This is a genomic window from Desulfosalsimonas sp. (genome assembly GCF_055149105.1).
Genome location: NZ_JBSRLA010000028.1, coordinates 1 through 13,001, shown reverse-complemented (window position 1 = coordinate 13,001; position 13,001 = coordinate 1). Strand labels below are relative to the sequence as shown.

Below are 13,001 nucleotides of genomic sequence, written 5' to 3'. Positions count from 1 at the left end.
TTTGGGAAAATACAGGATATCCCGTATTTGATTCTGCCCGGGACTGTAGAGAACATATGCATTGCTTGCCGTCCGGGGATGAAATTGCTAAAGTCAGAATATGTTCAGGTCATTGAAAATCATGATATTGAACAGGCCAGGGACAAGATTCTCATGGGCCTGGTGCGCCAGGGACTGGCCCTGACAGAGGAGGAAAAACAGATGGTGGCCTATCACGAGGCCGGCCATGCCGTTGTGGGGGCATCCCTGAAATACGCCGATCCGGTCCACAAGGTTTCCATCGTGCCCAGGACCCGGGCCATGGGCGCCACACAGCAGTTCCCGGAAGGGGAGAAATACATTTACCACAAGCAATACCTAATAGACCGGCTTTCGGTGATGATGGGCGGCCGTGCCGCGGAGATGCTGGTATTTGACACCGCCACCAGCGGGGCGGCCAATGACCTGCAGAGCGCCACCCGGATCGCCAGGCGCATGGTCCTGGAATGGGGCATGAGCGGCCGGTTCGAACACATGGCCCTGGGCTCGCAGGGCGGCGAGGTTTTTTTGGGAGAAGAGCTTGCCAAGACCCGTGAATACAGCGAAATGACCGCCCAGGAGGTGGACGGGGAGGTCGAGGCGCTGCTCAGCCATGCCTTTGCCCAGGCCAAAAACATCCTGGAAACCAACAGAGAGGCCATGGATCAGCTGGCTGAAACGCTGATCGAAAACGAGGAAGTTTCCGGCCAGCGGGTTTATGCGCTTTTGGACGGAAACCGCAAGCAAAGGAAAAATTCCAATTGATCCGGCCGCGGAAGCGCAATTGAAAATGCAGGCCTTTAGTATTTATCAGGAAAATGGTATTGGACAAAAAAGTTTCAAATATCGTATTGATTGGCATGCCGGGTTCGGGAAAAAGCACCGTGGGCGTGATTCTGGCCAAAAAAACCGCCAGGGCGTTTGTGGATACGGATGTTTTGATCCAGACGGCGGAAAATCAGACCCTGCAGCAGATCGTGGATCAAAAGGGCCATGCTGAGCTGCGGAAAATCGAGGAGGCGCTTCTGCTGGGCCTGAAGATCAAAAATCATGTGATTGCCACGGGCGGCAGTGCTGTTTACAGTGATGCGGCCATGGCGCATTTGAAATCAGACGGCATCATTGTTTTTCTGGACGCGGATCTGGCCACCCTGGAGCAAAGGGTGGGGGATTTCAGTGCCCGGGGCATTGCCAAGCGCCCGGAGCAGAGCTTTGCCCAGTTGTATGCCGAGCGCCTGGAGCTTTATCAAAAACATGCGGATATTACCGTTTACTGTGCCGGAATGGCTCAGGAGGCGGTTTGTGATCAAATCACGGCAAAATTGACTGCAATTCATTCAAACCAAAGGAGAAAAACCGGTTATGACGCAAGAGGCCAACATTGACGAAAAATACAAGCAGGTGGGGCATGTCATTTCTTCGGCCGGGGGTACGCCTGTGCCGGTCAATGACACCCTGGTCAAGCTGCTGAAATATTTTCTCGGCGAAGAAGACCTGGATTTTGTCCTGGCTTTCAGTGATCACAAGTCCCAGACCCTTGATCAGCTAAAGCAGACCACAGGGCTTTCCGAATCCGAGGTTGTGGAAAAGGCCAACAAACTGGCCTCCAGGGGGGTTATCTTCAACCAGCCCAACCGCAAGGGGACAATGGTCTATCGGTTGCTGCCCCTGCTCAATGTGGGCACTTTTGAATACATGTTTATGGGCAAAATCGAGCACAACGAGCGCAACCGGAAGATCAGCGCCCTGTTTGACCAATTGTTTGAAGAGCTCGAAGATATCGTGCAGAGCAACTATGACAGCCTCATGCCCCAGTTGATGCAGGCCCCGCCGGTGGACCGCACCGTGCCCATGGCCGAGAACAAATCCACGGGCACACCCATTAAAATCATGGTGGACGAATCCGTGGAGGAATCGGCTGACCGGATCCTGCCGGCTCAGCAGGTGGATGCGCTGATTGAAAAATTTGACGAAATCGCACTTGGTTACTGCTTCTGCCGGCATCACAAGGATTTGAGCGGCCAGCCCTGCAAGCAGACCGATTTGCGGGAGACCTGCTTTACATTCGGCAAATCGGCCCGCTACACCAGCGAACAGGGATTTTCCCGGATGATTTCAAAACAGGAGGCCCGGGAAATACTTAAAAAGTCAGAGGCCGACGGCCTGGTGCACAAGGCCTATCATCCCAATTTTGACATCAGCAAGGATGAGACAAGCGTGTGCAACTGTTGTCGGTGCTGCTGCGGCAACTCCGTGGAAAACATGATCGCCCCGATTTCCAATGCCACCAATTTTCTGGCCGTCATTGACCCGGAACTGTGCGTGGGATGCGGCACGTGCGTGGATGAGTGTCACACCTATGCCGCTTACCTGGGAGACGACGACAAGGCGCGGAGAAATGAGGAGCTGTGCATCGGATGCGGGGTTTGCGCCGCGTTTTGTCCGGAAAACGCCATCTCCATGGTCAAGGGCCCCACGCGGATCGTGCGCATCGCCCCGAAGAAGAAAAAAGCGTCGTAATCCAGGACCCGCAAAAGCCGGCTATGAGGCGGGCTTTTTTTTTCAATCCTGCGGTTTTGTCGACAAATATGGCCGGCGGCATTATTGTTTTCATGCAAAACCGGTCGTTTTGCGCCCGGACAATCTTACGGTTGAATTCAGAATGATTATAAGGAGGGGCGATGAAGGTTCGAATCGATTATGATCTTTGCATGGGAGACGGCAATTGCGCCAAGGTCTGCCCGGAAGTGTTTCAGTATGATGACGATCAAATGCTTGCCCGGGTCACTGTTGATGAGGTGCCTGGCCAATATGAACAAAAGGTTGTCCGGGCCGCAGAGGAGTGTGCCCCCGGGGCGATCGTTGTTGAACAATAACCCCGGGTTTAACCGGAAAAAAGGGGGCGCAGCCCGCCCCCTTTTTTAAAACCGTTCAATGAGTTTGTCGATGAGATAGGAACTTTCCCGGATGGCCTGTTCGCCAAAGGGGCCGAACCACTCGGCAATTTGGTTGAACTCCCGGATAAAGCGATCCTTGTCGCCTTTTTCCACCATCTCCAGGTTGTCATTGATGTTTTGGATGTAGGCTTTTAACAGTTCCCGGCGCTGTGGGGAGGCAAAGATGATTTCCGCATACATGGCCGCATCCTGGGCAAACAGGCGGCCCACCATGCCGAGTTCCAGGCGGTAGATGGGGCTGGAAAATTCCAGGGTGCGCGCCACCGGTACCTGCTTGCGCGCCATGAACTGGCCGAAGGCAAATGTGGCAAAATGCCGCAGGGACTGGACCACCGCCATTATCTCATCATGTTCTTCCGGCGTGGACTGCACAATGACCGCCCCCCAGGCGGTGAACTGGTCTATGACCCACTGACAGGCCTCCGGGTTCCGGCCCGGGCAGGCCACAATGATCTGCTTGTCCAGAGACGAGGTGGTGGGGCCGAACAAGGGGTGCAGGCCCATGACCGGGCCCTTGTGGGCGGCTGTCATGGCTTGGGTGGGGACCTGTTTGATGCTGGTCAAATCTGTGAGAACGGCATCCGGCGGCAGGTGCGGGGCAAGGGCGTTGATGGTGTCAACGGTTTTTTCAATGGGAACAGACACAACAGCCAGGTCCACATCTTTGCACAATTGTCCCACCCGTTCCCAGTCCTGTCTGCCCATCAGGCGAACCTGATAGCCGGCTGCGGAAAAACAGGCCTCAAAATACCGCCCCATCTCCCCGTAGCCGCCCACAATGAGCACCACCGCCCCGGGGTACAGTCCTTTTTTTCGCATCTGCCCGCTTTGTTCCTTTCTGGAGCGGCGCAGCACGGACCGGAACAATTCCTCCACAAAATCCGGATTCAGGCCTGCTTTTCGCGCCTGGTCCCGGCGCCCGGAAATCAGGTCCTCTTCCCGGGCCGGGTGATAGACGGGCAGGTGGTGCTTTTTTTTGATCTCAACGATCTGCTCCACCTGCTTCTGCCGCCGGGCAAGCAGGGAGATGATCTTTTCATCGGTTTGGTCAATGTTTTGGCGCAGCTGTGAAAGCTGTTTTTCGTAATCCTTGTCCAGGCTGTCGGCCATGATTTGTTCCTTTGGATAAAATCCCGGTGTTGAAAAGAATTTTGACGCATGCCATGCAAGGCCAAAAGCATATAAAATTCCCCCCGGATGTCAAGGGCGGGACGTGTTAATTTTTGCATCCGCCATAAAAAAACGCTATATTTATTGGGTTAATGGGTGTTTATCTTTGGGATAACAGGCCGATTCGGAGCTGTCATGAAGCGCAATATGTGGATTTCCCTGGCTGCCGGCGTTTTGCTGTCAATGCTGGGGTTTTATTTTGCATTTAAAAATGTTCCCCTTGAAAACCTGATCCAGAGCATGGCCGGACTCCGGTACGAGTGGCTGGCAGCCGGAGCGGCCGTGGGGCTGCTTTCCTTTGCGATGCGGGCCGTCAGATGGCAGCTGATTCTGGGCACCTCCAGGAAGCTGCCCTTTGTTGCGGTATATCACCCCCTGATGATCGCCTTTATGATCAACACGGTGCTGCCGGGCCGCATCGGGGAACTGGCCCGGCCTGCGATTATCAAAAAACGCAATGACGTGCCCTTCTCCCTGGGCATGACAACGGTGATCGCGGAACGGATGTTTGACATGATCATCCTGGTGGCGTTGTTTGCCTGGGTCATGGCATTTGTTCATATTGATCCAAACCTGGAGATCAGTTTCCGCTCCTGGCAGCTGGACCGGCAGGTGCTGGAAAACATTGCACACAATATAAGCCGGGTGTGTGCCGGTATCACAGTGGCCCTGGCGGCAATCAGCGTGCCCGCGGTTCAGCGCCTTCTAAAATCGTTTGTGCTGGCGGCCCCGGGTCGTATGTTTTCAAAACGCCCAAATGCGGCCCGCAAACTCGAAGAAAAAATCAGCCGTCCCATTGCGGCCGTAATTGATCATGTGGGCGCCGGGTTGTCCATGATCCGGCGGCCCCTGCATCTGGTGCTCTGCCTTGGCTATTCCCTGGTGATCTGGCTGCTGCAGGCCTTTGCCCTGCATCTGGCCACATTTGCATTTCCGGCCGTGGAACTGGCGTTTTCCCAGACCATGGCCGTGTTTATCATTGTGTGTTTCTTTATTGTCCTGCCGTCTGTTCCGGGCTTCTGGGGGATCTGGGAGGCGGGCAGCGTTTTTGGTCTTGCGCTTTTCGGGGTGCAAAAGGATGCGGCTGCCGGGTTTTCCCTGGTGTCCCATGCCATGCTGCTGTTTCCGGTGCTCATTGCCGGTCTGATTTCCGCTGTGGCAACCGGTGTGAAACTTTCATCTGTTGGCCGGGCGGATCAGGAAAGCGCGGGCTGACCGTAAAACCAGCCCTGGCCGTACTCGCAGTTTAACTGCTTTAAGGTTTCCACCTCTGACTCGGTTTCAATGCCTTCGGCGACTACCTGCATGCCCAGTCGGTGGGCCAGTTCAATGGTGCTGCTGACAATGGCCTGGTTGCGGCGGTTGGATTCAATGTTGCGCACAAAGGACTGATCAATTTTCAGGGTGTCAAAGGGATACCGGTGCAGGTAGTTAAGCGAGCAGTAGCCGGTGCCGAAATCATCCAGGGAGGTGCGAACTTTGATCCGGCGCAGTTCGTCGAGCACTTCCGTGACCTGTTGGCTGTTGTCGATCAGTGCGGTCTCGGTGAGTTCCAGGCTGATGCAACTGCTGTGGACACCCGATTTCTGAAGGGCGGACTGGATCACCGAGAGAAAGGCCGGTTCGGTGAACTGGTGGGCCGAGACATTGACGCTGATGGTCAGGTGATTGTCCCGGCTGCTGTCGTTTTGCCAGCGTGCCGCCTGATCGCAGACTTCATGGATGACCCATGAGCCAAGGGGGATGATCAGACCGGTTTCCTCGGCCAGCCGGATGAATTCATCCGGCATGATGATGCCTTTTTCCGGGTGCTGCCAGCGCACCAGTGCTTCATAGCCTTTAATTCCGCCGTTTTGAAGCGATACAATGGGCTGGTAATGGATGGTCAGCTGATTGTTTTCCAGGGCCCGGCGCAGGGCCGGTTCCAGTTCCAGCCGGCGCATGGCCGCCTGGTGAATGTTGTCGTCAAAGATTTTGAATCCGCCCCGGATATCCACCTGGCCGGCGGCCAGACCCGCATCCCGGAGCATTGTTTCAGCATTTGAATAGGGCGGGTCGTTGTAGGCCACGCCCACCTGGATGTTGCCCGTAAATTCGCGGCCTTCCAGATGTACAGGACATGCCAGGGTGCTGGCAATGGTTTTGGCTGCAGCATTGCCCTCTGCAGGGGACGACAGGTCAAAGAGAATCACGCCGAAGGTCTGCTCTCCTGTGCGGGCAATCACCGCATCATCGGGCAGGATTTGTTTGAGCTGGCCGGCGCGCTCCAGGATATAGCGATCCCCGCTTTTCCGGCCCAGGGTTTCAAAGATGGCCGGGTATTTGCCGATTCGCACCGCAAGTACGGCAAAAAGGGAAGGGCGCCGTTGGCTGCGGTGGAGCTGTTCAGTGAGCCGCTGGACAAAATATCGCCGGTTGGGCAGGCCGGTGGCCGAATCGTACATGCGCAGATATTCCTTTTCAATCTCGCGCAGCCGCTTTTTTTCCAGGCTTGCAGTGATGCGCGCACGGAGCATCACCGGATTAAACGGTTTGATCAGGTAGTCCTCGGCGCCCATTTCAATGCATTTCACAGCGCTGTCCATGTCATCGATGGCCGTGATCATGATCACCGGCACCAGACGCAAGCCGGCATCGCCTTTCATGGCCTTGAGCACTGCAAGACCGTCGATTTCCGGCATCATGATATCGAGCAGCACAAGGTCAATGCCCTGGCTGCGCAGGATATCGATTGCCTGCTGTCCGTTTTCAGCTTCATAAATTTTGGTAAAACCCTGTTTTTTGAGCATACTGACCAGGGCATGACGCGACGAGGGCACGTCTTCTGCAACAAGAATGGCTTCTTCGCTTTTTTCCATCAGGGCTTCCGCAAGTGAATTTGGCAAAACGAAAACAAAGCTAACAGATGCTGTCAAACTTTTAATATCGCTCAAATAAGCCCAAAAAGCAAGCCATTATCCGCAGATTTCAGTGCCGCCGCCCCCCAATTCCCGGCTGCGGTGCAAGCATCTCCTGCCTTTTATTTCATATATTTTTTTATTCCCCCTTAAATACCGGCTGCCGTTTTTCCAGAAATGCGGTAAAGCCTTCTGCCGCATCCTTGGAGGCGGCGGAAACCCGGCTGCCTTCGCTTTCAGATTCCAGGCCCGCGTCAATGCCCTGATAAATACCTGTTGCCATGGCCTTTAATACGCAGCCCATGGCCACCGGAGGCCGCTGGGCCAGGGTAACGGCAAAGCTTCGGGTTTGCTCCATGAGTTTGTCCGGAGCCGCGATCTGGTGCACCAGCCCGGCTTCTGCGGCTTCTTTGGCGGTGATGCGCTTGCTCAGCAAAATCATCTCCAGTGCCCGGCTCCGGCCCAGTTCCCGCATCAGCCGCTGGGTGCCGCCCCACCCCGGAATGATTCCGAGGTTGAGTTCGGTCAGCCCCACCCGGGCCTTGGGTGCGTCGGCCATGACCCGGAAATGACAGCAAAGGGCCAGTTCCAGGCCGCCGCCGAAGGCGTGGCCGTTTATGGCGGCAATAAAGGGTTTTTCGAAACAATCGATGCGCCGCCACAGCTTCTGGCCCATGGGTCCGGTTTTGGCGGAATTGGCCGCGTCCTTGACGTCAAAGCCGGCGGAAAAGCATTTGTCCCCGGCACCTGTTAAAATCACCACCCGGACGTTTTTATCGGACTCCACAGCATCGAGCTTTTTTTCAAAATCCTCCATGGCCGCCAGGCTCCACGCATTGGCCGGGGGACGGTTCATGGTGATGCAGGCGATGTGGTCGTTGATTTCCAGAAGATTGAGTTCCTCAGACATGGTTTCCTCCTGTGCTGGGGTTAAATGATTACAAGCCGCCGAAACCTGCGTCCTCAATTTCAATGGCGGCCGCCGAGCAGTCGCTGATGGATTCGAGCTTGCCCATGGCAAGGGGCAGCACGGTGCGGACATAGAATTCCGCGGTTTTGATCTGGCCCTGGTAAAATGCCTGGTCTTTTTTCCTGACCTTGCCCGCCAGTTTTTCCGCTGCGGTTTGTGCCCGCCACAAAAGCATCCAGGCCAGCAGCACGTCTCCGATCACATCCAGAAAAAGCCAGGAATGGGCGAATGCAACCTTTATTTCCTCTGACATGGCTTTTTTGCCAAGGCCCATGGCGGTTTTGCCCAAACGGTTGACCGCCTTTTCCACCCTTTCGGCCAGGCCGGCCAGTTCTTCATGATTTTTGGCCTCAGCCACGGTTTTTTGCATTTCCCCGAGAAGTCCGCCGAATACCTGTCCCTTTTTCATGCCCAGCTTGCGGCCGAGCATGTCCATGGCCTGGATTCCGCTGGTACCCTCGTAAATGGAGGCGATCTTGCAGTCCCTTGCGTACTGCTCCACCGGATAATCCTTGGTATAGCCGGCACCGCCGTAGACCTGGATGGCCTGGACACAGACTTCGTGGCCGTGAACCGACAGGTAGTCCTTGATCACCGGGGTGAGAAAATCATAGAGGCCGTCGAAAAATTCGCGTTCTTCTTCTGTTTTGGCCAGCGAGGCCTTGGTGCGGCAGGAGGCGGTATAGTAGAACAGGCTGCGCATTCCGTCCACGTAGGATTTCATCCACAGCAGCATGCGCCGCACGTCCGGGTGGTTGATAATGGGCACGGACGGGGCTTCGTGGTTGAAATAATCATTCATGTCCCGGCCCTGGACGCGCTGCCGGGCGTAATTGACAGCCTGGATGTAGGCTGCGGATGCGTAGGCCAGGCCCTGCAGGCCGGTTGCCATGCGCGCGCCGTTCATCATGTTAAACATGATGCGCATTCCCTTGCGCTCCTCGCCCAGCAGATAGCCGACGCACTTGCCCTTTGATCCCAGGGCCATGCTGCAGGTGGCGCTTGCATGGATGCCGTGTTTTTCCTCGGTTCCCGTGCACACGATATCGTTTCGCTCACCTATGGAGCCGTCGTCGTTGACCAGGTGCTTGGGCACGATGAAAATGGAAATGCCCTTGCTGCCCGCGGGGTCGCCCTCAATCCGGGCCAGTACCGGATGGATAATGTTTTCGCACAGGTCGTGCTCGCCGTTGGTGATAAAGATTTTGTTGCCGGTCAGGCTGTAGGTGCCGTCGTCATTTCGTACCGCGGAAGTGGTCAAAGCGCCCACGTCCGAGCCGGCCTCGGGCTCGGTGAGCAGCATGGTCCCGCCCCACTTGCCGGAGACCAGGTTTTCCACATAGGCTTTTTTCTGTTCCTCTGTGCCGTATTTGTGGATCATGTCCGCGGTGCCGTTGCCCATGGTGGTGTAGGAATACAGGGCCCAGTTGCCGCCCATGAAATATTCGCTGGCCGCAGAGACCACCAGTCCCGGCGCACCCTGGCCGCCCATTTCCGGGGGGGGTGCCAGGCTGCCCCATTCGCCTTCCAGCAGCAGTTTGTGGACCCGGTGAAAAGCGTCCGGAACCCGGACCTGGCCGTTTTCAAAACGCACTTCCTGGCGGTCGCCTTCCTGGAGGGTTGGCAAAAGCTCCTTTATGGCCAGGTTGCGGGCCTCGTTGATGATCATGTCGCAGGCTTTTCGGTTGAAATCCCTGTAAAGATCATATTTGAGCAGGTCCTCGCCGTTCATCTGCTCCCAGATGACAAAATCAATGTCTCTTCTGTCTGCCAGCTGCTGTGCCATAATGATTTGTTCCTTTCGGGGTGTAATGGTACAAAATAATGCCGGCTGCTGTCGGCGGACTGCCAACGCAGACAACATGTTTGCAAAAAACGTGTAGTATGCTACACGATAATAAAACAAAATACTCCCATGACCGTCTTTGTCAATAAAAAAGATCAGGCATGGAAAAATCAGCAATCGGAGACACACGGCGTGAAAATCAGCGAACTGGTCAAAAAAACCGGGGTTTCCAAGGAAACCATCCATTATTACATCCGCGAGGGCGTGCTGCCCAAACCGGAAAAAACCGGCACCAATCAGGCCGATTACGGAGCGGACTTCGTGGAGCAGGTCCGGCTGATAAAGGCCCTTCGGGAAAATTATTTTCTGCCCATACCCGTGATCAAGAAGCTGATGAAAAAGCACAACAAGCAGTCGCCTGCAGACCGGTCGGCTTTCATGTTTCTCTCCGAGTACATCCGGCCCCTGGATCAGCTGCTTTCCGGCGGAGTCACCGGGCGTGCGGCCTTTATCGAGGCCACGGGCATCAGTGAAAAATGGCTTGACAAAATGGAGCAATGGGGGATTATCACAAGCGAAAACCGCAACGGCAAGCCGCATTACTCCCAGGATGATGTGATCATCGGCAAACTCCTGGTGGACATGGACGGCATCGGCATCGGTCCCAGAGACGGCTTTGATCCGGCAGAACTGCGCAACTTCACCGACTTGTTCCGGGACCTGGTGGCCAGAAACGTCCAGCGGTTCATGGAACTGGGCTGGGAGCAGATGGCCCGGGGGGAACTTCGGAAAAAAAGCAGCCAGTCAACCGAAATCATGAGTTTGTTTTTTTATCATATTTACCGGAAAATGGTCAAAGAGCAGTACCGCCGGTATTTTCAGGAAATCGGGGAGCACCGGCAGGATGAAGAAAACCAATGAATATGCTTATTGAAGCCAGAGATGTGTATAAATCCTTCAACGGGGTCAAGGCGGTAAACGGTGTGGATCTGCGGATCCGCCCCGGTCAGTTCACCGCCCTGCTGGGCCCCAACGGTGCGGGCAAAACCACCCTGGTGGAGATGATCGAGGGCATTCAGGCGCCCGACCATGGGGAGATCAGGATTCTGGGAAGGCCGTGGAAGGGAAACGAGCAATACCTGCGCAGGCACATCGGGCTTTGCCTCCAGGAAACCCGTTTCATGGACAAGTTAAGTGTATGGGAAACCTTGCGGATGTTTGCTTCCTTTTTCGGTCTGGGCAAAGCCCGGGTAAAAGAGATTCTGGCCTTGTCCGGGCTGGGGGCAAAGCACAGCCAGCGGGTGGTGCATCTGTCAGGCGGCCAGCGCCAGCGCCTGGCCCTGGGCATCGCACTGCTCAATGCCCCGCAGGTGCTTTTGCTCGACGAGCCCACCACCGGCCTGGACCCCAACGCCCGCCGGGAGATCTGGTCGATTTTACTGGATTTGAAAAAAAACACCCGCACCTGCCTGGTGCTGACCACTCATTATATGGAAGAAGCGGAAAAGCTCTGCGAGCACATCCAGATCATGGACCAGGGAAGGGTTCTGCGGGAAGGAAGTCTGCAGGATCTGCTGGAAGATTCCCGGGCGGAAAAAATTATCGAGTTTACCATTGACAATCCGGATCAAGCCGGGCCGGAGCAATTGAAAAGCGCCCCGTTTGCGGTGCAGTGGGATCCGGTTGCCGGCCGGGGCACGGTGGCCATTTCCGATATTGAGCAACAGCTTCCGGTTTTTCTCGATTTTCTCAAAACCCGGGGCCTGCATCTGAAAAACATGGAGTGCCGGAGAAAGACCCTGGATGATTTGTTTACCGAAATGACAGGAAGGCGTCTTCATGACTGAGCCAATCCTATCCCGGCACCAGATTTTTCATCTGTTTGCCGCCCATGCACGGGAGGTGATTCGTGAGCCTGCGGTGATTTTCTGGGGGATTGTTTTTCCCATTCTCATTTCCCTGGGCCTGGGTCTGGCCTTTACCCAGCAAGGCGAAACCGTCTACCGGGTGGGCGTTGTCCGGGACAATGCCGAAATTCCGGGCAATGGCACAGCTCTGGAAAGTTTTCTGGAAAACAGGGCCGGGAAGCTGGACTTGCCGGAAAATCACAGCCCTGCCTGGCAGATGACCCTGGAGGATACCCAGCTGGGCAACACCCGGTTTGAATTTGTCCGGACCGACTGGCAATCGGCCATGGTGCAGACCAAGCGGGGCAAGCTCAACCTGGTCATAAGCCCGGGGGAAAACAAAGGGATCCAATATCATTTTGACCCCCGCAATCCAGAGGCTGAACTGGCCTATTTAAAGCTTTCATCAGCCGTGCAGGGCAGGGCCGAGGCAGGTGGAGGCACCCGGGGCCAAATTTCGCCTCTGACGGTGACCGGCACCCGGTATATTGATTTTCTGGTGCCTGGCTTGATTTGCATGAACGTGATGATGTCGTGTATGTGGGGCATCAGTTACGGCATGATTGACAAGCGCTCAAAAAAGCTGCTGCGCCGGATGGTGGCCACGCCCATGAAAAAATCTCATTTTCTCATGACCCTCATGGCGGTGCGCATCGGGATGAACCTGATCGAGGCGGTGTTGCTGTTTGTCTTTGTCTGCATAGTATTTGACATTGCCGTCCAGGGAAGTATCGGCGCTTTGGCGGCCCTGTTTTTTGCAGGAAATATTGCATTTTGCGGCATTGCCATTTTTACCTGTTCCCGCACGGCCAACACCGAGGTGGGAAACGGGCTGGTCAATGCGGTGGTCATGCCCATGGCCGTGCTGTCCGGGATTTTTTTCAGCTATCACAATTTTCCGGACTGGAGCATTGATTTTATTCAGATGCTGCCGCTGACGATTTTTCTCGACGGGCTTCGGGCGGTGTTCAACGAGGGGGCCGGATTTGCTCAAACAGCCATGCCCACGGCCGTTCTGGCCGCCATGGGGGCGGTATTTTTCGGCCTGGGCTTGCGGGTCTTCAGGTGGCACTAGGCCGGATTTTGTCCGACGCGGCGCATTTGAACCCCCGCACAAACAGATTATGTCCTCACTGCTGTATTGACTGCTCCTGCAATGGAAGTTGTGCCGTGGAGGAAGGAAGCCCTTCGGCCGGAGCCGGGTTTTTTTCGCTCCTGAGCCTTTTTGCGGATTCAGCCGATGCCTTCGCCGAAATTTCAAAAACTCGGGCATTCGCCCTCAAACAGTTTGAAATT

12 protein-coding genes are annotated in these 13,001 nt (G+C 55.4%); 8 read left to right on the top strand and 4 right to left on the bottom strand.

What is annotated here, in order from left to right; genetic code table 11:
- Window positions 1–84: 84 nt before the first annotated feature.
- The 4 genes from ACTCIA_RS08370 to ACTCIA_RS08355 all read left to right on the top strand — a co-directional run bounded on the left by ACTCIA_RS08370 (window position 85) and on the right by ACTCIA_RS08355 (window position 2,894).
- The gene (locus ACTCIA_RS08370; protein ID WP_463001356.1) at window positions 85–783 is read left to right on the top strand and encodes an ATP-dependent metallopeptidase FtsH/Yme1/Tma family protein; all 699 of its coding nucleotides are present in this window, start codon (window positions 85–87) and stop codon (window positions 781–783) included.
- Window positions 784–842: 59 nt separating this feature from the next.
- Complete coding sequence (locus ACTCIA_RS08365; RefSeq protein ID WP_463001355.1) at window positions 843–1,403, top strand: shikimate kinase; 561 nt, start codon at window positions 843–845, stop codon at window positions 1,401–1,403.
- Window positions 1,381–2,538, top strand: coding sequence for a 4Fe-4S binding protein (locus ACTCIA_RS08360; protein WP_463001354.1), 1,158 nt, complete (start codon window positions 1,381–1,383; stop codon window positions 2,536–2,538). Before ACTCIA_RS08365 ends, ACTCIA_RS08360 begins: the two co-directional genes overlap by 23 nt.
- 161 nt (window positions 2,539–2,699) lie before the next feature.
- On the top strand, window positions 2,700–2,894 hold the full coding sequence (locus ACTCIA_RS08355; RefSeq protein ID WP_463001353.1) for a ferredoxin: 195 nt from the start codon (window positions 2,700–2,702) through the stop codon (window positions 2,892–2,894).
- A 45-nt stretch (window positions 2,895–2,939) separates the two neighbouring features.
- Here ACTCIA_RS08355 and tyrA read toward each other — a convergent pair whose 3' ends face one another.
- Window positions 2,940–4,085 (bottom strand): bifunctional chorismate mutase/prephenate dehydrogenase, encoded by a 1,146-nt coding sequence (gene tyrA, locus ACTCIA_RS08350; RefSeq protein ID WP_463001352.1) that lies wholly within the window; start codon window positions 4,083–4,085, stop codon window positions 2,940–2,942.
- A gap of 195 nt (window positions 4,086–4,280) precedes the next feature.
- Between tyrA and ACTCIA_RS08345 the strand changes: the two genes are divergently transcribed.
- On the top strand, window positions 4,281–5,360 hold the full coding sequence (locus ACTCIA_RS08345; RefSeq protein ID WP_463001351.1) for a lysylphosphatidylglycerol synthase transmembrane domain-containing protein: 1,080 nt from the start codon (window positions 4,281–4,283) through the stop codon (window positions 5,358–5,360).
- Here ACTCIA_RS08345 and ACTCIA_RS08340 read toward each other — a convergent pair.
- The 3 genes from ACTCIA_RS08340 to ACTCIA_RS08330 form a co-directional block, all read right to left on the bottom strand.
- A complete protein-coding gene (locus ACTCIA_RS08340; protein WP_463001350.1) occupies window positions 5,342–7,003 on the bottom strand; it encodes an EAL domain-containing response regulator in 1,662 nt (553 codons plus the stop codon). The two genes, ACTCIA_RS08345 and ACTCIA_RS08340, sit on opposite strands and share 19 nt — an antisense overlap.
- Window positions 7,004–7,181: 178 nt before the next feature.
- The gene (locus ACTCIA_RS08335; protein ID WP_463001349.1) at window positions 7,182–7,952 is read right to left on the bottom strand and encodes an enoyl-CoA hydratase/isomerase family protein; all 771 of its coding nucleotides are present in this window, start codon (window positions 7,950–7,952) and stop codon (window positions 7,182–7,184) included.
- A gap of 28 nt (window positions 7,953–7,980) precedes the next feature.
- Window positions 7,981–9,798, bottom strand: coding sequence for an acyl-CoA dehydrogenase (locus ACTCIA_RS08330; protein ID WP_463001348.1), 1,818 nt, complete (start codon window positions 9,796–9,798; stop codon window positions 7,981–7,983).
- Between the two features lie 192 nt (window positions 9,799–9,990).
- Between ACTCIA_RS08330 and ACTCIA_RS08325 the strand changes: the two genes are divergently transcribed.
- Genes ACTCIA_RS08325 through ACTCIA_RS08315 form a run of 3 tightly spaced genes read left to right on the top strand, consistent with a single transcriptional unit; the run spans window position 9,991 to window position 12,780 of the window.
- Entirely contained in the window at window positions 9,991–10,719 is a 729-nt protein-coding gene (locus ACTCIA_RS08325) for a MerR family transcriptional regulator (RefSeq protein ID WP_463001347.1), read from the top strand.
- On the top strand, window positions 10,716–11,645 hold the full coding sequence (locus ACTCIA_RS08320; RefSeq protein WP_463001346.1) for an ABC transporter ATP-binding protein: 930 nt from the start codon (window positions 10,716–10,718) through the stop codon (window positions 11,643–11,645). The genes ACTCIA_RS08325 and ACTCIA_RS08320 overlap by 4 nt, the downstream gene beginning before the upstream one ends.
- Entirely contained in the window at window positions 11,638–12,780 is a 1,143-nt protein-coding gene (locus ACTCIA_RS08315; protein WP_463001345.1) for an ABC transporter permease, read from the top strand. The genes ACTCIA_RS08320 and ACTCIA_RS08315 overlap by 8 nt, the downstream gene beginning before the upstream one ends.
- Window positions 12,781–13,001 lie beyond the last annotated feature (221 nt).